This is a genomic window from Nitrosomonas sp., from assembly GCF_022842015.1.
Lineage (GTDB): Bacteria > Pseudomonadota > Gammaproteobacteria > Burkholderiales > Nitrosomonadaceae > Nitrosomonas.
The window spans coordinates 1-18540 of sequence record NZ_JALHQJ010000063.1; the positions used below are offsets into that span (position 1 = coordinate 1).

At 40.7% G+C, this 18540-nt stretch carries 20 protein-coding genes; 17 read left to right on the top strand and 3 right to left on the bottom strand.

What is annotated here, in order from left to right; genetic code table 11:
• The 6 genes from ilvN to Q0C11_RS11495 all read left to right on the top strand — a co-directional run.
• The coding region (ilvN, locus tag Q0C11_RS11470) for an acetolactate synthase small subunit (RefSeq protein WP_293008092.1) at window positions 1–459 on the top strand (459 nt) is incomplete at its 5' end.
• Window positions 460–577: 118 nt separating this feature from the next.
• Window positions 578–1594, top strand: coding sequence for a ketol-acid reductoisomerase (gene ilvC, locus Q0C11_RS11475; RefSeq protein WP_293008094.1), 1017 nt, complete (start codon window positions 578–580; stop codon window positions 1592–1594).
• Between the two features lie 64 nt (window positions 1595–1658).
• Entirely contained in the window at window positions 1659–2309 is a 651-nt protein-coding gene (locus Q0C11_RS11480; protein WP_293008096.1) for a phosphatidylserine decarboxylase, read from the top strand.
• Window positions 2310–2466: 157 nt separating this feature from the next.
• Window positions 2467–3240, top strand: a complete 774-nt coding sequence (pssA, locus tag Q0C11_RS11485) for a CDP-diacylglycerol--serine O-phosphatidyltransferase (protein ID WP_293008098.1) — start codon at window positions 2467–2469, stop codon at window positions 3238–3240.
• A 228-nt stretch (window positions 3241–3468) separates the two neighbouring features.
• On the top strand, window positions 3469–5001 hold the full coding sequence (locus tag Q0C11_RS11490) for a 2-isopropylmalate synthase (RefSeq protein ID WP_293008100.1): 1533 nt from the start codon (window positions 3469–3471) through the stop codon (window positions 4999–5001).
• 6 nt (window positions 5002–5007) lie between these two features.
• Window positions 5008–5508, top strand: coding sequence for a TlpA family protein disulfide reductase (locus Q0C11_RS11495; RefSeq protein ID WP_367273754.1), 501 nt, complete (start codon window positions 5008–5010; stop codon window positions 5506–5508).
• Between the two features lie 77 nt (window positions 5509–5585).
• Here Q0C11_RS11495 and Q0C11_RS11500 read toward each other — a convergent pair whose 3' ends face one another.
• Both Q0C11_RS11500 and Q0C11_RS11505 read right to left on the bottom strand, forming a co-directional pair.
• Window positions 5586–6176 (bottom strand): lytic transglycosylase domain-containing protein, encoded by a 591-nt coding sequence (locus Q0C11_RS11500; protein WP_293008102.1) that lies wholly within the window; start codon window positions 6174–6176, stop codon window positions 5586–5588.
• Window positions 6164–7873: a proline--tRNA ligase gene (locus Q0C11_RS11505; protein WP_293008104.1), complete on the bottom strand. Its 1710-nt coding sequence runs from the start codon at window positions 7871–7873 to the stop codon at window positions 6164–6166. Before Q0C11_RS11505 ends, Q0C11_RS11500 begins: the two co-directional genes overlap by 13 nt.
• A 206-nt stretch (window positions 7874–8079) precedes the next feature.
• On the opposite strand from Q0C11_RS11505, the gene Q0C11_RS11510 reads away from it, so the two are divergent.
• The 10 genes from Q0C11_RS11510 (at window position 8080) to Q0C11_RS11555 (ending at window position 16994) form a co-directional block, all read left to right on the top strand.
• Window positions 8080–8640, top strand: a complete 561-nt coding sequence (locus tag Q0C11_RS11510) for an RNA pyrophosphohydrolase (RefSeq protein WP_293008106.1) — start codon at window positions 8080–8082, stop codon at window positions 8638–8640.
• A gap of 182 nt (window positions 8641–8822) precedes the next feature.
• Window positions 8823–9815, top strand: coding sequence for a cytochrome-c peroxidase (locus tag Q0C11_RS11515; protein WP_293008108.1), 993 nt, complete (start codon window positions 8823–8825; stop codon window positions 9813–9815).
• Window positions 9816–10062: 247 nt separating this feature from the next.
• Window positions 10063–10308 carry an RNA chaperone Hfq gene (gene hfq, locus Q0C11_RS11520; RefSeq protein ID WP_293008110.1) on the top strand — a complete coding sequence of 82 codons (246 nt, stop codon included), beginning with the start codon at window positions 10063–10065 and terminating at the stop codon, window positions 10306–10308.
• A gap of 17 nt (window positions 10309–10325) precedes the next feature.
• The gene (hflX, locus tag Q0C11_RS11525) at window positions 10326–11498 is read left to right on the top strand and encodes a GTPase HflX (RefSeq protein WP_293008112.1); all 1173 of its coding nucleotides are present in this window, start codon (window positions 10326–10328) and stop codon (window positions 11496–11498) included.
• A 20-nt stretch (window positions 11499–11518) separates the two neighbouring features.
• Window positions 11519–12697 carry an FtsH protease activity modulator HflK gene (gene hflK / locus Q0C11_RS11530; RefSeq protein WP_293008114.1) on the top strand — a complete coding sequence of 393 codons (1179 nt, stop codon included), beginning with the start codon at window positions 11519–11521 and terminating at the stop codon, window positions 12695–12697.
• Window positions 12698–13573 carry a protease modulator HflC gene (gene hflC, locus Q0C11_RS11535; RefSeq protein ID WP_293008116.1) on the top strand — a complete coding sequence of 292 codons (876 nt, stop codon included), beginning with the start codon at window positions 12698–12700 and terminating at the stop codon, window positions 13571–13573.
• A 239-nt stretch (window positions 13574–13812) separates the two neighbouring features.
• A complete protein-coding gene (locus Q0C11_RS11540) occupies window positions 13813–13998 on the top strand; it encodes a DUF2065 domain-containing protein (protein ID WP_292919212.1) in 186 nt (61 codons plus the stop codon).
• Between the two features lie 41 nt (window positions 13999–14039).
• Window positions 14040–15191 (top strand): ATP phosphoribosyltransferase regulatory subunit, encoded by a 1152-nt coding sequence (locus Q0C11_RS11545; RefSeq protein WP_293008118.1) that lies wholly within the window; start codon window positions 14040–14042, stop codon window positions 15189–15191.
• A 34-nt stretch (window positions 15192–15225) separates the two neighbouring features.
• Window positions 15226–16530: an adenylosuccinate synthase gene (locus Q0C11_RS11550; RefSeq protein ID WP_293008120.1), complete on the top strand. Its 1305-nt coding sequence runs from the start codon at window positions 15226–15228 to the stop codon at window positions 16528–16530.
• 50 nt (window positions 16531–16580) lie between these two features.
• Entirely contained in the window at window positions 16581–16994 is a 414-nt protein-coding gene (locus Q0C11_RS11555; RefSeq protein ID WP_293008122.1) for a GNAT family N-acetyltransferase, read from the top strand.
• 2 nt (window positions 16995–16996) lie between these two features.
• On the opposite strand, the gene Q0C11_RS11560 is transcribed toward Q0C11_RS11555, so the two are convergent.
• Window positions 16997–17383: a hypothetical protein gene (locus tag Q0C11_RS11560; protein ID WP_293008124.1), complete on the bottom strand. Its 387-nt coding sequence runs from the start codon at window positions 17381–17383 to the stop codon at window positions 16997–16999.
• Between the two features lie 735 nt (window positions 17384–18118).
• Here Q0C11_RS11560 and rpsT point away from each other — a divergent pair.
• Window positions 18119–18382, top strand: coding sequence for a 30S ribosomal protein S20 (gene rpsT / locus Q0C11_RS11565; protein WP_293008126.1), 264 nt, complete (start codon window positions 18119–18121; stop codon window positions 18380–18382).
• Window positions 18383–18540: the final 158 nt, after the last annotated feature.

An 18540-nucleotide genomic window follows, 5' to 3' on the forward strand; every position in this document is an offset into this window, starting at 1 on the left:
GAGGCAGGTGCCTTGTCTCGTGTAGCAGGTTTGTTTTCAGCGCGTGGTTATAATATTGAATCGCTTTCAGTCGCGCCTACTGAAGATCCAACTTTGTCACGAATGACACTGGTAACCGTTGGATCAGATGAAGTCGTGGAACAAGTAACCAAGCAATTGAATAAGCTGATTGAAGTGGTGAAAATTATAGATCTGAGCGATGGAAATCATATCGAACGTGAATTGATGTTGGTGAAGGTACGAGCCGTTGGTGCAGAACGCGAAGAGATTAAGCGGCTAGCTGAAATTTTTCGTGGTTCTATTATCGATGTTACAGATAAATCTTATACCATCGAACTAACGGGTACTAGCGAGAAATTGGATGCATTTCTTGAAGCTACTGAAGGTAACGCAGTACTTGAAACCGTGCGAACTGGTGCTTCTGGTATTGGGCGCGGAGAATGGATTTTAAAGGTATAATTTACATTTTTCAGTTTGTCCGGATATCAAGGTTAGTAATTCAGAGTATTCAATTCGTCAGAAAGTATTCTCTCTATTGCTCTCCTGTTTTGCCCTAATTTTGTTTAAAAGGAAAATAATGAAAGTTTATTACGATAAAGACGCAGATTTATCTCTCATAAAAGGGAAAAAAGTAACTATATTGGGCTATGGTTCACAGGGACATGCACATGCCAATAATCTGAGTGAATCAGGTGTTAAGGTTACCGTAGGTTTGCGTAAAGGTGGGGGATCCTGGAGTAAGGCGGAAAAAGCAGGCTTAAAGGTTAGGGAAGTTGCTGAGGCGGTTAAAGATGCAGATGTTGTAATGGTTTTGTTGCCCGATGAAGAAATTGGGTTGGTATATAAAAAGGAGATTGAGCCAGGACTAAAGAAAAACGCAACACTGGCTTTTGCACATGGTTTTAATGTTCATTATGGACAGGTAACGCCACGTGAAGATCTCGATGTCATTATGATTGCGCCAAAGGGACCTGGTCACTTGGTGCGCTCTACTTATTTGCAGGGCGGTGGTGTACCGACACTGATAGCGGTACATCAGAACAAATCGGGTAAAGCTCGCGACTTGGCATTATCTTATGCGGCTGCTAATGGAGGTACTCGCGGTGGCGTGATAGAGACAAATTTCCGAGAAGAAACGGAAACGGATTTGTTTGGAGAGCAAGTTGTTTTGTGCGGCGGTTTGACTGCGTTGATACAGGCTGGTTTTGAAACCTTGGTAGAAGCAGGATATGCTCCGGAGATGGCTTATTTCGAATGTTTGCATGAAGTTAAGTTGATTGTCGATCTGATTTATGAAGGTGGAATTGCAAATATGCGCTATTCCATTTCCAATAATGCCGAGTATGGCGATGTGTCGCGCGGGCCACGTATTATTACCGACGAAACGCGCGCCGAAATGCGGAAAATTTTGCATCAGATTCAAACCGGTGAATATGCTCGGGAATTTATTCTTGAGAATCAGGCAGGAGCACCTTTACTTAAATCAAGTCGTCGGATTGCATCCGAGCATCCTATTGAGCAAGTGGGCGCTAAGTTGCGTGATATGATGCCGTGGATCAAGAAAAATAAACTCGTTGATCAAGGGAAAAATTAACTCCTTATTTTTGTCATCCTAACTTTTATTTCACCATCTATGGAGCTGTTGTAGTAATTAATTTATGGCTTATTATCCTCACCCCATTATCGCTCGCGAAGGCTGGTTACATATTGCGATAGCGTTTTCTGCTGCGTTTGGTGCAGTATTTTTAGTTGGTTGGCTCTGGTCAATACCATTCTGGGTAATTGCTTTTTTCGTTTTGCAATTTTTCCGCGATCCACCTAGGGAGGTGCCATCTAATCGCAATGCCATATTGGCACCGGCAGATGGCAGGATTGTTGCAGTTGAGAAAACTCAGGATCCTTATTTAGAGCGGGAAGCTGTCAAAATAAGCGTGTTCATGAATGTGTTTAATGTGCATTCTAATCGCAGCCCTATCGATGGTGAGATACGTGATAAATGGTATTTTCCAGGTAAATTCGTAAATGCGGATTTACCCAAGGCATCCCTGGAAAATGAGCGAAATGCGTTATGGATTAAAGCTGATAATGGTGCTGATGTAACTTGCGTCCAAGTGGCAGGGCTTATTGCAAAGCGGATTCTTTGTCAAGTATCGCCAGGAGACCATCTGGCACGTGGACAACGTTTCGGGTTTATACGCTTTGGTTCGCGAGTGGATGTATATTTACCACTAAACACTAAAATTAATGTCAATATAGGCGATAAAGTGTCAGCAACATTGACGGTTTTGGCAGAGTTTCGTGAAGAATAAGCCGGAACGGTAAGCTAATAGGTGGATTATTTCTACTTTTTAGTAGGATTTTCTTATCAAAAGTCGGTGTTTATACTGTTTTTATATTGCACTTTTGGGTTACTGATCTATTAATTATATTCTTGCCATGATCAGCATTTTCATTTATTAGCTAATAATGCCAGATTCTATACCAGAACGCACTGTACCCAAGTCTCGATTACGCAGGCGCGGCATCTATTTATTACCGAATTTATTCACAACAGCTGCATTGTTCGCTGGATTCTATGCCATTGTGCAGGCAATGAATGGAAATTTTGAATATTCGGCCATTGCTGTTTTTATTGCAATGGTTCTTGACGGGCTGGATGGTCGAGTGGCACGTCTTACTGGAACTCAAAGTGAGTTCGGTGCCGAATACGATAGTATGTCGGATATGGTTTCATTTGGCGTTGCACCTGCATTGATAGTATACGAATGGGCTTTGAAAGATATGGATCAGTGGGGCTGGATTGTCGCATTTATATACTGTGCATGTGCAGCTTTACGGCTCGCGCGATTCAATACTAATATAGAAGTGATTGATAAGCGTTTTTTTCAAGGCCTTCCCAGTCCTGCGGCTGCTGCGCTGATAGCAGGGCTTGTTTGGGTGACGCTTAATTTTCAGATACAAGGCAGTGATGTTAAATGGCTAGCAAGTATCGTTACACTGTTTGCCGCATTAACCATGGTGAGTAATATCCCGTATTATAGCGGGAAAGAGATAAATCTACGTCGACGGGTACCCTTCTTCACGGTACTGTTATTAGTTTTGTTCTTCTTTGTATTGATACCTAGTCATCCGCCTCTGGTTTTGTTTTTTTTGTTTGCGGCGTATGCATTCTCGGGATATTTTATTAAATTATGGCGGTTTGGTAAAAGCAAAAAAAGTAGTGAAACAATTAATTCTTGAAGTTTGCCTCTTGCATCGAAAAGGAAAACTAATTATATTCCTGACCATAATGCTTGAAAAAAAATATAATCACATATTGTCTCTGCTGGTAATCCCGATGATGCTATCGGACGTATTACTGCGCCCTGCGCGCTAAAATTTTCTATCCCTAATTTCCTTTCTTCCCTATAAAATTCGAAAAACGAATTTTATCTTACTTTAAGATTTCTTCTTCATGTGGAGAGCATAATGCAAGAGCATTTGATTATTTTTGACACGACATTGCGTGATGGTGAACAAAGTCCGGGCGCATCCATGACTAAAGAAGAGAAGGTGCGTATTGCTTGGCAATTGGAGCGCATGGGTGTGGATGTTATCGAAGCCGGCTTTCCGGCAGCATCAAATGGAGATTTTGAAGCTGTCAAAGCAGTTGCTGATTCAGTCAAGGAAAGCGTGGTGTGTGGGTTAGCGCGTGCAATTGAAACTGATATTCAGCGCACGGGTGAGGCACTAAAAGGTGCTCAATCAGCGCGTATTCATACTTTTATTGCAACATCTCCGGTTCATATGAAGAAAAAATTGCGAATGTCACCTGATCAGGTAATTGCTCAAGCCGTGAAAGCTGTGAAATGGGCACGCCAGTATACCGATAATGTTGAATTCTCCCCGGAAGATGCTGGTCGCTCAGAGCTAGACTTTTTGTGTCAAATACTTGAAGCTGTGATCGACGCAGGAGCAACCACATTGAATATTCCTGATACGGTTGGTTATACTATGCCGGATCAGTTCGGTACGCTTATTCGAAATTTGCGTGAACGCGTTCCAAATTCAGATAAGGCAATCTTCTCGGTTCATTGTCACAATGATCTAGGGATGGCTGTGGCTAATTCATTGACAGCGGTGATGAATGGTGCGCGCCAAGTTGAATGTACTATCAATGGGTTGGGGGAAAGGGCAGGTAATGCCGCATTGGAAGAAATCGTGATGGCTGTCCGCACTCGCCAGGATTATTTTCCTTGTGATACAAGAATCGATACAACACATATTGTTTCAGCAAGTAAACTGGTTTCCGGTATTACCGGTTTTCCGGTACAACCCAATAAAGCGATAGTGGGTGCAAATGCTTTTGCACATGAGTCTGGTATTCATCAGGATGGTGTATTGAAACACCGCGAAACCTATGAAATCATGCGTGCGGAAGATGTGGGCTGGGGTGCAAACAAATTATTACTGGGAAAACATTCGGGACGTAATGCTTTTAGAAATCGGTTGATGGAACTCGGTATCGAGTTGGAGTCTGAAGAAATGCTCAACAATACTTTCATGCGCTTCAAGGAATTGGCGGATAAGAAACATGAGATATTCGATGAAGATCTACATGCATTGGTTTCAGATGAAGAGTTAGTGCTGCATGAATGCTTCCGGCTAATCTCGTTGATTGTGCATAGTGAAACGGGTGAAATTCCTTATGCACGTGTGGTAATTTCTGATAACGGAAATGAAATGAGCGCTGATTCTGAAGGAAGCGGCCCAGTAGATGCCACTTTCCGTGCGATTGAGAAATTGCTTTCGAGTGAGGCAAAGCTGCAATTGTACTCCGTTAACAATATCACCAGCGGTACCGATGCACAAGGCGAGGTAACTGTGCGGTTGCAAAAATCTGATCGTATTGTTAATGGTCATGGCGCAGATACCGATATTGTTGTGGCTTCTGCGAAAGCATATCTGAGCGCATTAAATAAACTATGCAGCAAATTGGAGCGGGCGCATCCTCAGGTTTAGCTGCGCATGATTATCAATAAACTTGAATGGAAGCTTTTCTATACGATGGGATATAAACAGAGGATATCAGTTTGTACAGTAGTATTATTGTTAAGTTTCCAGGTGCAGGCATTCCAATTTAAAGATTCAACAGGTGAGCTTCATAAGCTTGAGGACTATAAGGGACGCTGGGTGTTGGTTAATTTTTGGGCAACCTGGTGTCCACCCTGTCTTAAAGAAATTCCTGACTTGATCTCGCTTTACGAGGATCGCAAAGATATCATGGTGATCGGCGTTGCGATGGATAGTGACCCGCAAGAGATCATGAATTTTGTGCGTTCACTATCAATTAACTATCCCATTGTATTAGGCAATAGGAAAATTGCTTCGCAGTTGGATGAGATTTCATTACTGCCCAGCACATATTTTTATGATCCTGACGGTAATCCCGCTGCACGGGAGCTAGGTATTATTTCACGCGAGAGCATCGAGAAATTTATTGAGTCAAAATCAATTGAAAAAAAGTAACGCGCATCCGCGCTGACTATGGGAGAGCTATTTTTCTATTGCTAGTGAATTGTTTTATCGATTAACAAGTTATTCGATTATGACGATGTGTGGCGCCAAGTGGTTTGCCATGTATTAAATACCAGTTGTGGGTAAGAAGCTTGACCTAAACTGCCGTTATATCTTCCGAGTGCGCGAAAATAATCTCCATTTTCTTTATCCAGGTAATGGCGAAGAATGGTGCATCCGTAGCGTAAATTCATACGTAAATGAAAAAGATTATGATCTTGACGGCCGATGACACCGATCCAAAATGGCATGATCTGCATATAGCCACGTGCACCCGCATGAGAAATGGCGTATTTTTTAAATCCACTTTCAACTTGAATAACGCTTAGTACAAGTTGGGGATCCAGTCCCGCTCGTGTTGCTTCATAATAAAGCGTTCTTAGAAAATCCTCTCGTTCGATTAGATCAGGTATATATTTTTCTAAGCGACGACTCATGTTGAAGAGCCAGATAACATTTTCAGCTATAGCGGCATATTCTGTATATGAAGCAGCTTGATCACTTGTTTCGTGCAGAATGATTGTCTGTGTACTGGCAGCGAGCTGCTCATAACGCGGATTATTGGCATAAATGAAATTGGAAAAGAGTAATAAAAGTATTGCGAAGACTAATCTGTGCATAGTTTTGTAGTGATGAATGAAAAAATTTTATCAATAGGGATTGCTTGGGACGATTGGTCTTTGCGGCCCTGATACTCAATAGTGGATTGTTTGAGTCCGCGTTCTCCTATTACAATCCGGTGCGGAATACCCATTAATTCCATATCAGCGAACATAACACCAGGGCGTTCATCTCGATCGTCTAAAAGTACTTCTATGCATGCATCAGTAAATTGTTGATGAAGTTTCTCTGCAATTTCTTTTACTGAAGGGTTCTTCTGCAAACCAATCGGAATTATTGCTAACTGAAATGGAGCCATTGCTATCGGAAAAATAATACCGTGCTCATCATGATTTTGCTCAATGGCTGCAGCAATGATACGAGAGATACCAATGCCATAACAACCCATCTCCATATATTGAGAGCATCCAGATTCATCTAAATAACTTGCTTTCATAATTTTAGAATATTTCGTACGTAATTGGAAAATATGTCCTACCTCGATTCCTCGGCAAATTTTTAAGATGCCTTTTCCATCAGGAGATGCATCACCCGAAATTACGTTCCTAATATCAAAAACATGGTCTGGTAGCTTGAGATCGCGACCAAAATTGACATGTATCAGATGAAAGCCTTCTTCATTTGCACCGCAAACAAAATTACTCATATTCATGACTGCTTGATCTGCAATCACGCAAGTATTTAACCCGACCGGACCAATATATCCGGGTGCCGTGCCAGTTTCATTAAGGATATCTCCTTCACTCGCAAACTGAAATTCAGATAAAAAGGGTATTTTCCTTACTTTTAATTCGTTTAGTTGGTGATCGCCACGTAATAATAATAAAAATATTCGATCATTAGCTCTTACAGCAAGTGTTTTTATGGTTTTGTTCAATGGAATTTTTAAAAAATCTGCAACTTCAATGCAAGTTCTTTTACTTGGTGTTGCGATTTTTTGCATGCTGCCATTGGGTTCGTTGCGATTTTGATGGAGCGTTGGTGAGCTAGCCAACTCAATATTGGCGGCATAATCTGAATCAGGACAGAATGCAATTGCATCCTCACCAGAATCCGCTAAAACGTGAAACTCATGTGAACCGCTACCACCTATAGCACCCGTATCAGCTGAGACTGCGCGAAATTGCAATCCAAGGCGAGTAAAAATGCGACTGTAAGTTTCATGCATGAGCTGGTAGGCTTGCATTAGGCTATCTTCATTCGTATGAAATGAGTATGCATCTTTCATGACAAACTCGCGTGCGCGCATTACCCCAAAGCGGGGCCTAATTTCATCACGAAATTTGGTTTGTATCTGATAGAAATTGAGCGGTAGCTGGCGATAGCTTTTGATTTCCCTTCGCACAATATCGGTGATGATTTCTTCGTGAGTGGGGCCAAAGCAGAAATCGTGCTCATGACGATCTTTGATTTTTAGCATTTGTGGTCCGAACACATCCCATCTTCCGGTTTCTTGCCATAATTCTGCAGGTTGTATAGCAGGCATTAGAACTTCAATGGCGCCACTGTTATTCATTTCTTCACGTACAACGTTTTCGATTTTTCTTAATACTCTTAAACCCAGAGGCATCCATGTGTATAGGCCACTACCAAGGCGCTTAATGAGTCCGGCGCGCAACATAAGTTTGTGGCTAATTAGCTCGGCTTCCGCGGGCGCTTCTTTGAGTGTTGAAATAAAAAATTGCGAGACGCGCATGTGCTATTCCATTATGATAGTAAAATAATAATTTTACCTTGAAATACTTGCTCATAGTGTGGTGCGGTCCATAGATTATGGGTGCGCGATCTATTTTAGGTAAGCAGAGACATGAAAGGACATGAGTTTTTATTTTATGAGCACTTTCAATCTATCGTAAAGTATGAAAAAATCTACCTATTTGATGGGTCAAATGAACAATTCATATGATTGACCGTAATGGATATCGCCCCAACGTTGGTATTATTCTCTTGAATTCCAGAAACGAGGTTTTTTGGGGTAAGCGTATTAGGCAGAATTCTTGGCAATTTCCACAGGGAGGCATTAAATCGGGAGAGAGTCCAGAGCAAGCTATGTATCGAGAGTTGACCGAAGAAATAGGATTGCGTCCAAATCATGTTGAAATTGTTGGGCGTACGCGTGATTGGTTGAGATATGAAGTACCTGATCGATGGATTAGGCGTGAATGGCGTGGCAATTATAAGGGGCAGAAGCAAATTTGGTATCTGCTGCGTTTGGTCGGGCGTGATAGCGATGTTTCATTACGACGAAGCACGCATCCGGAATTTGATGCATGGCGTTGGAATCAATACTGGGTTGAATTAGACTCGGTTGTGGAATTTAAGCGTAAAGTTTATAAACAGGCATTGACAGAGTTGTCGCGCCTGCTAAAAACAGATCCTTGTCAACATGTTGATTATGATGTGAATGCTTTGGCTGGAGTAGGAGAGAAAGCTTTGACTGATCAACTGGAAGTGAACAAATAAGAATAAGCTTATTGAGCATGTTTTGGGGCATTAGCTCTTGGTTTTTTAGAAAGTTAAGAGAATAGAAGTGGATGGTTTGGTTTCATTATTCTAATAAATTTCCCATTTTTGAGTGTCTTGTCAGGCGTAATCGGCTGCGCCATTACAGCCGTTTATTATTAATTAAATTAGGGAGAGTACCGATGAAGATGCATACACTGGTTGCATCACTTTTATCGATTGGCATGCTTGCCGTTTCGATTAATACTTCAGCCAATGAGCCTATCCAACCCATTACACCTGCAAAAGTTGAGAATGCTAATATGGTTGAGTTGGGGAAAATGTTATTTTTTGACCCACGTTTATCTATGTCTGGATTTATTTCTTGCAACTCTTGCCATAATTTAAGTATGGGTGGGACAGATAATCTTCCGAGTTCTATCGGTCATAAGTGGCATCAAGGACCAATTAATGCTCCAACTGTATTAAATTCTAGTATGAATTTGGCACAGTTTTGGGATGGGCGGGCTAAAGATTTAAAAGAGCAAGCTGGTGGTCCAATTGCTAACCCGGGAGAAATGGGCTCGACTCATAAAATAGCTGTTGATGTAATACAATCTATTCCGCAATATCGTACTTATTTCGAGATAGCATTTGGATCAGATCAGGTTGATATTGATCGAATAACCACAGCAATTGCGGCTTTTGAAGAAACGTTGGTTACTCCGGGATCCCGTTTTGATAAATGGCTGGAGGGAGACAAAAAAGCCTTAAATCAGCAAGAGCTTGAGGGATATGCGTTATTCAAGAGTAGTGGCTGTACTGGTTGTCACAACGGGAAAGCTGTAGGAGGTGCACTGTATCAGAAGTTTGGTGTTCATCATCCTTATGAAACGAAAAGTAAGGTGGAAGGCCGAAAAGCAGTTACTGGAAAAGATACTGATTTGAATGTTTATAAAGTGCCAACTTTGCGTAATATAGAATTAACTTATCCTTACTTTCATGACGGTGCTGTAAATACATTAGAAGATGCGGTAAAGATAATGGGTAAAGTGCAATTAGATCGAGACTTTAATAAAAAGGAAATTGATAGTATTGTTGCCTTCTTGAAAACACTAACGGGTGAGCAACCTGATATTAAATTGCCAATCCTTCCACCTTCAAATAATAGTACACCAAGACCCGTACCGTTTTAATTGTTGAAATGTAACAGGTTGTTGAAATCTTCTGTGTTACAGTCAGAGGTTAGAAGTAAGCTTGCCATTCAGATTATGACAATAATCTGAATGGCTTCAATGTAGAATGAAAGTTTCTGGTTGGCAAATTAATTTGATATAACGGTTCTACTGAATACTGAATGAGTATAATCTGATATAGATTTACATTTAAAAATAAAGTAGAGTTACTATTCCGATAACGAATAATTAGAAGAGGGAGTTACCTATGGGTAACAAGGGACAGTTGCTGCAAGATCCGTTTTTAAATATATTGCGAAAAGAGCATATCCCAGTGTCAATATATTTAGTGAATGGTATTAAGTTACAAGGACAAATTGATTCATTCGATCAATATGTAGTGCTGTTGAAAAACTCGGTTACGCAAATGGTGTACAAACATGCAATCTCAACAGTGGTGCCTGCAAGAGCTGTTACCATTCCTATTGAAACGGTGGAAACACGTGATGCCTGATATTATGCCTATTGGGCATGAATAAATTAATAGCATCTAATAAAGCAATTCTGGTTGGCGTCGATTTTGGTAGCGGTACTCATCAAGATAGTTTGCAAGAGTTACAGCAGTTAGCTTCCAGTGATAAGCTCGAAGTTCTCGCGGTTGTGGAGGGGAAACGTTCCCGTCCTGATTCCACAACATATATCGGAAGAGGTAAAGTCGAAGAAATCGTACAAGTAATGCTTCAGACAGGGGCTGAATTGGTTATATTTAATCATGATTTGTCTCCAGCTCAGCAACGAAACCTATCTTTGCGCTTAAATTGTAATGTTATTGATCGTACTAATCTGATCCTTGACATTTTTGCACAGCGCGCGCAAAGTCATGAAGGAAAATTACAGGTTGAATTAGCTCAACTCGAGTATCTTGTAACACGTCTAGTACGTGGTTGGACTCACCTTGAAAGGCAAAAAGGGGGTATTGGTTTGCGTGGACCAGGAGAGACCCAGCTGGAAACCGATCGGAGATTAATCAAAAAACGGGTTAAATTACTTAAAGGGAAACTTTCGGATTTGCAGCGCCAACGAAATGTTCAAAGACGATCTAGGCAACGAGCAAAGTCGTTGGCTATATCTATTGTTGGTTATACCAATGCAGGTAAATCAACTTTCTTTAACAAATTAACTCGTGCGCAATCGTATGCTGCTGATCAGCTATTTGCTACACTAGATACAACAACGCGCAAATTATTTATTAAAGAAGCCAGTACAGTATTCATTTCAGATACGGTAGGGTTCATTCGAGAATTGCCGCATACGCTTGTAGCCGCATTTCGTGCAACACTTGAAGAAACTGTGCAGGCTGATTTACTGTTTCATGTGATAGATGCCAGTAATTCCAATCGTGATGAGCAAATTAACGAAGTTAACAAAATATTAAAAGAAATTGGTGCGGATACTATTCCGCAAATATTGATTCTAAATAAAATTGATTTAATCGACACAACTACATGTAGTACAGGTTGTGCGCGCGATGAATATGGTAGAATATCACGCATTCGTTTAAGCGCAAAAACAGGTGAAGGAATAGAGTTAGTAAGGCAGGCGTTGGCAGAAGTAATCTCGGGAAGCTCCAAAAAATTGAAAGAAGAATCAACGGAAATACCTAATGAGTTTCGAGATTGCGCTTCAGTGCAAGATTTTTTTTGAACGAACAAACAGGAATGATTATGGGATTAAATGATCCACAATGGGGAAAAAATAAAGGCGATTCTGGTCCACCAGACTTGGATGATGTCTTACGGAATTTCAATAAAAAAATCAATAATATGTTCGGGCAAAAAAAAGGCGGAGGAGGCGATGATGGATCACGCACTCAAGGGCCTAAGCCACAGAGTAGTGGGAGCATTGTATTGATTCTTGGTTTGTTGATCGTGGTTTGGCTAGGCAGTGGTTTTTATATAGTAGATGAAGGCCATAGGGGGGTTGTACTACGATTTGGTCAATATGTTGATACATCACAGGCAGGGTTGCGCTGGCATTTTCCCTATCCAGTTGAGAAAGTAGAAGTTGTGAATGTCAGTCAAGTTCGGACGGTTGAAATTGGTTATCGGAACAATGTAAGAAGCAAGGTGCTTCGCGAGGCATTAATGCTAACCGACGATGAGAACATTATTGATATTCAGTTTGCGGTGCAGTACATATTAAATGATCCAGAGAAGTTTCTATTTAATAATAGAGGGCCAGAAGAAGCGGTACTTCAAGCAGCCGAAACTGCAATCAGGGAGGTCATAGGTAAAAGTAAAATGGATTTTGTCCTTTATGAAGGACGGGAGCAAGTGGCAGCTAATGCAACACAATTGATGCAAAGAATTCTTGATCGATATGAAATTGGTATTTTGATTAGTAGAGTGACAATGCAAAATGCGCAACCACCGGAACAGGTTCAAGCAGCATTTGATGACGCGGTAAAAGCAGGTCAAGATAGAGAGCGACAAAAAAATGAAGGGCAGGCGTATGCGAATGATGTCATACCAAGGGCAGCAGGTAATGCAGCTCGATTGATTCAAGAATCGGAAGGTTATAAACAACGTGTAATTGTAAGCTCTGAGGGTGATGCTAGTCGCTTTGAGCAAATTCTTGCTGAATATAGTAAGGCACCCAATGTAACACGCGAACGTTTATATCTGGATATGATGCAGCAGGTATTATCTAATACAAGTAAGATTATTGTTGATCAAAAGAACGGTAACAATCTTTTGTATTTGCCGCTCGACAAACTTATTAATATGAGTGGATCAACTTCAGTTTCACCAGTGCCAGTACCACAAATGGTACAAGAAACAACATCTGATAGTAGTTTACGGGCACGAGAGTCTTTTCGTAGTCGCGAACGGGAGATAAGATAGATGAAAAGTTTTACATCAGTATTTTCAGGCATCATTATTGCAATTTTTTTTCTGGGTAGTTCAGCAATTTATATCGTTGATGAACGTCAGCAGGCCATCTTATTTCAACTTGGGGAAGTCATCGATGTTAAAACCGAGCCAGGCTTATATTTCAAAATCCCTATTGCACAAAATGTACGCTTCTTTGAGAAACGTATTCTAACAATGGATACTGAAGAGCCGGAGCGTTTTATTACTTCTGAGAAAAAGAATGTTTTGGTGGATTTGTTTGTGAAATGGCGTATTGTGGATGTGAAGCAGTACTATATAAGCGTGAGAGGGGATGAAGGATTAGCTCAGACGCGGCTAGCTCAAACTATCAACGCAAGTTTGCGTGACGAATTCGGTAATCGCACAGTTCATGATGTAGTGTCAGGTGAGCGTGATGTAATTATGGAAATTATGCGTCAGAAAGCAGACCATGACGCTAGGTCTATTGGAGTAGAAGTTGTTGATGTGCGTTTGAAGCGTGTGGATCTACCGCAAGAAGTTAGTGAGTCGGTATACAGACGAATGGAAGCGGAACGAAAACGTGTGGCAAATGAATTACGTTCAACTGGTGCTGCTGAATCGGAAAAGATAAGAGCTGACGCGGATAAGCAACGAGAAATTATATTGGCTGAAGCCTATCGGGAGGCCCAGAAAACAATGGGTGATGGCGATAGTCAGGCAGCAGCAATCTATGCTGATGCGTTTCAGAAAGATTCGGAGTTTTATGCTTTCTGGCGTAGTATTGATGCTTATAAGCAGTCATTCAAGAATAAGGGGGATATGATGGTTCTTGAGCCTACTTCTGAGTTCTTCAAGTATCTAAAAAATCCTGCAGTTAATAAGTAATCATATCTGCGCCTGATATGAATTAAGGCTATGCTTTATCATTGACAAACGCAATAGTCAGTATTCCCGTGTATTATTTTCATTGAATGATGTTGTGTGATTTAATATTGTGAATGCTTATGGAGAGGTTCTGAAAATCGAGGTTGTTTTTCATGCTCGATTTTGCGACAGAACCTCTTAATTTTTTGTGCTTTTATCTAACACAATGTGAATGTCTGATTAAGCAGGAGTTATCGTAGATGTGGGAAAATTTTCTGAATGCAGTTGCATTAATGTTGATTCTGGAAGGGATGTTGCCTTTTTTATCTCCGAATACCTGGAGAGAAGCATTCAGGAGGCTTACTGAAATTAATGATAATCAGATACGCTTCATAGGCTTAACTTCGATGTTAATCGGGTTAATACTGCTTATTATCATAACGTAACATCATTTTTCATTTCCCTCTGGCACTTCGTCAGTCTAAACATGCATAATTGGTTGCTCCCTGAATATGTTGAAGATATATTGCCGGTAGAGGCGTTACATATCGAAGTAACGCGTAGGCAGATCCTTGATCTACTGTTGACGCATGGTTACCAGCAGGTCATGCCACCTTTATTAGAATATGTAGAGTCATTGTTGTCTGGCAGTGGCAGCGATATGGATTTACAAATGTTTAAAGTTGTCGACCAGCTGAGCGGACGAATGATGGGGTTGCGTGCTGATATGACACCTCAAGTGGCAAGAATTGATGCGCATTTATTGAATTTTGACGGCATAGCACGTCTATGTTATGTCAATAGTGTGCTGCATACGATCCCCTCTGGAATAACACAAACGCGTGAGCCCTTGCAAATTGGTGCTGAGCTATACGGCCATTCAGGATTGGAAAGTGATTTGGAAGTCCAATGCCTTATGCTGCAATGTTTGTCAGTTTCCAGTATAAGTGAAATTCACCTGGATCTTGGACATGTGGCAGTTTTTCGTGGACTAATAAAAGGCGCCGGAATATCGCGAGAACTTGAAAATGAATTATTCTCGGTTCTACAAGCAAAAGATATTTCAACTTTGCAGGAATTGTGTTTAAAGCTGAAAAAAAATACTCGCGACGCATTGCTACTCTTACCTGAGCTTTATGGTGATAAAAATATTCTGGCCGATGCGATGAAGCGGTTGCCGGATTATCCGATAATTAGGACTGCACTAAATGAACTTAGTGTAGTTGAGAAAGAACTGAAGCTAGTGGTAGATAGAGTTGCATTCGATTTGGCCGATTTGCGTGGATATCACTATCATACCGGAATGGTATTTGCTGCATACGCGAAAGGATGTTCGAGCGCGATAGCGCTCGGCGGGCGATACGATGAAATAGGGAAAGTTTTTGGGCGAGCACGGCCGGCAACTGGATTTAGTATGGATCTAAGGGAATTATCCAGATTAGTGAAACCTAAAACATATCCCAAAGGGATACGCGCTCCTTTTGATAAAAAGAATAAGGAATTGGAAAATATGATTCAGCAATTACGTAAAGCAGGACAGATCGTTGTTATGGAATTGCCAGGACAAAGGAGCGAGTCTCTGGTTTGTGATAGGCAATTAGTATTGCTTGATGGAAAATGGATAGTTAAAGAAATTTAATTTCTTCGATTAAAGTCTTTTAGAGCTTAGGAATATGACTAAAAATGTAGTCGTGATTGGTACTCAATGGGGCGATGAAGGTAAAGGCAAGATTGTCGACTGGCTAACAGATCATGCGCAAGGTGTTGTGCGCTTTCAAGGAGGGCATAATGCGGGTCATACACTGGTCATCGGTAATAATAAGACTATATTACATTTGATACCATCTGGTATTCTACGAGATGATGTTGTTTGTTACATTGGGAATGGTGTGGTCATTTCACCAGAGGCATTACTAAGTGAAATCGATATGCTGGAGCAAAATGGTGTTGATGTGATCGGGCGTTTGCGGATTAGTGAGGCTTGTCCACTCATTTTGCCCTGTCACATTGCGCTAGATAATGCGCGTGAAACTGCCAGAGGGGTAGGCAAAATTGGCACCACAGGACGCGGTATAGGACCTGCTTACGAAGATAAGGTTGCTCGCCGTGCAATTCGATTACAAGATTTGTTTCATCGAGATCGCTTTGCAGCTAAGTTGGGTGAGATGCTGGATTATCATAATTTTGTGCTGAAAAATTACTTTCATGCATCGGTGGTTGATTTTCAAAAAACAATGGATGATGCATTGGCGCAATCAGAACGGATTAAGCCAATGATAGCGGATGTTCCGCAACTTTTGTTTGAAGCACATCAAACCGGAGATAATCTATTATTTGAAGGTGCACAAGGTGCATTATTAGATGTTGATCATGGCACATATCCATTTGTAACGTCGAGTAATTGCGTGGCGGGTGCGGCGGGGCCGGGCAGCGGGGTTGGGCCACAAATGTTGCATTATGTTTTGGGTATTACCAAGGCCTATACAACAAGAGTTGGATCAGGCCCTTTTCCAACTGAATTGGATGACGAAATTGGCAGGCATTTGGCTACACGTGGTCATGAGTTTGGATCAACAACAGGTCGTCCGCGCCGTTGTGGCTGGTTTGATGCAGTTGCGCTAAAGCGCTCTATTCAAATAAACGGGGTCACGGGGCTATGCATTACTAAGCTTGACGTTTTAGATGGTGTGGAAAGTCTTAATTTAGGTGTGGGATACAGACTGAGCGATGGTAACAAAAGTAATATTCTTCCAATTGGTGCGGATGATTTGGATTCTTGCGAGCCGATTTATGAGGAAATACCCGGCTGGGCAGAAAATACAGCTGGTATTAAGGAATTTCATCAACTACCCAAAGCCGCGCAGAATTATTTAAAAAGATTGGAGGAGGTGTGTGAGACACCTATTGATATGATTTCTACAGGACCTGATAGAGAGGATACTATTTTATTGCGGCATCCATTTGAATTGAACTCTTGAAAATTTCTTTTCAATCGTATCAATATAAGATTATGTACCAGGATTATCATGTGCGCATTGTAAATTGGGAAGCAGAAGCTACTGCTGTGCGAAGCATTCGAACAACAGTTTTTATTCAAGAACAACGGGTCCCCGTAGAGTTGGAATGGGATGAGTTTGATATCGCCAGTATGCACTTGCTTGCGTTTAATATGCAGGGAAAGCCGGTAGGAACTGCAAGGTTGCTGTCAGATGGACATATCGGGAGAATGGCTGTATTGAAAGAATGGCGAGGTAAAGGATATGGTTCAGCGATGCTGAAAAGAATATTAGATGAATTAAGAAGTCGTCATATACAAAAAGCAATGCTCAATGCACAAACTACTGCAGTAAAATTTTATGAAAAGTTTGGGTTTCAAGTTTCTGGGGAAGTGTTTGTTGAAGCTGGAATTTCCCATGTTAAGATGATCTGTTTTTTAGAGTAAAATTATTTTACTTCAGTTTTACCCCACTCATTTGCTAGCGCATCCGAAGCTTGTTTCCATTGATTGACTGCTTGCTCCATTAAAATTTTAGCTTGCTCCAATTTTTTCCTCGCCGATTCAGTCACCCGTTCTGCTTCCGCTAATTTCTGCTTTGCTGTAGTCAATTTCTTTTCAGCAAAAGCTAAATCTTTAGTGGAAGTATCAGCATCTTGTTTCGCTTTCATCATTTTTTCATAGGTAATACTTGCATTTTTTTGCAGGCTTTCAATATTTTCTGCTTTGGCATATGAAGAGATTGAGGTGTAGAGAAAAAATATGAACAAGAGAATAGTGCATTTGCCTAATAGATTACATATTTTTAGGTTTGAATTAATTTTCATGGTTTTCAAGGTAATTAATTGCTCAAATTCAATTTTTCGCAACTTGTAGTGAAGTGATTTATAGTGAAGTATATCAGGAAGCGACAATTCTTTTTTATTATTGCCATTAGAGTTATCGCACTTTTTTCTATATAAATGGCTGTAAAATCTCCTCGTGAGGTTATTAGAAATAATTTTTTCATATATTACCGGATCTGTTATCTAATGTAATTATTTCAATTTGATAAGATTATTGCTTTGTCAGAAGTGGTTTGTGAATTAAGGTGCTAATTAAAGTGGGAGAATAAAGATAATTATGTTTTCAGCATTAAAAATTGGTGCGATTCTTATTTGCACTTTTGGATTGAGCTTTTTGACGCCAACGGTGTTTGCTAGTTGTGTCGGATGCTTGTGCCCGGGAGATCCTTGTAATCTTTGCCCATTACCAGCGATGCAGGACGATTTGCTAAGACCAAATGAACCTGAGTTATGCGCCAGGATAAGAGATAAAGTGCCACCAACTTCGGCGCAACCTGGATCTAACGAATATTTTCCCAATTTGGATATGTCGGTTATGGTATGTGTCAACGAAGGTGGGGATGTTATAAGGAATAAACAGCGGAATTCGGAATTCCCATCTAGGTTTTATTGTAAGCCGCCAGTATCCAATGCCAAATAAGTAAATAAAAGAAATTGTGAGTTGCAATATAAAAAAAAAGAAAGTAGTATCTAATCCTTTTTTCTTTGAAGGAGCTAAGGATTCATATGGCTAATAGTGCACAAGCGAAAAAGCGTGCAAGGCAAGCTGTCAAGCGTAGGGAATATAATGTCAGTTTGCGGTCTAAATTACGTACTGCTATTAAATTTGTAAGAAAGGCGATAGGAGATGGAGACAAAGATCTGGCTCAGAATGCATTTAGCAGCTCTTTAGGTACAATTGATTCAATTACTGGAAAAGGTATTATTCACAAAAATAAGGCTGCGCGTTATAAAAGTCGATTATCTTCCGCAATTAAAATGATGAATTAGCTGGTATCAAGAATTCATTTTTTCACAAAAAAAGAAAAAGTAAACAGCTTGACAGTAGAAAATGGACTCAGTAGTCTAGGGAAGATTGAGAAGTTGAGCGGATGGTTGAGGCTATAAGAAGAGCTAACTGAGGGATTGCGAAGAGTAATTCTGAGGGA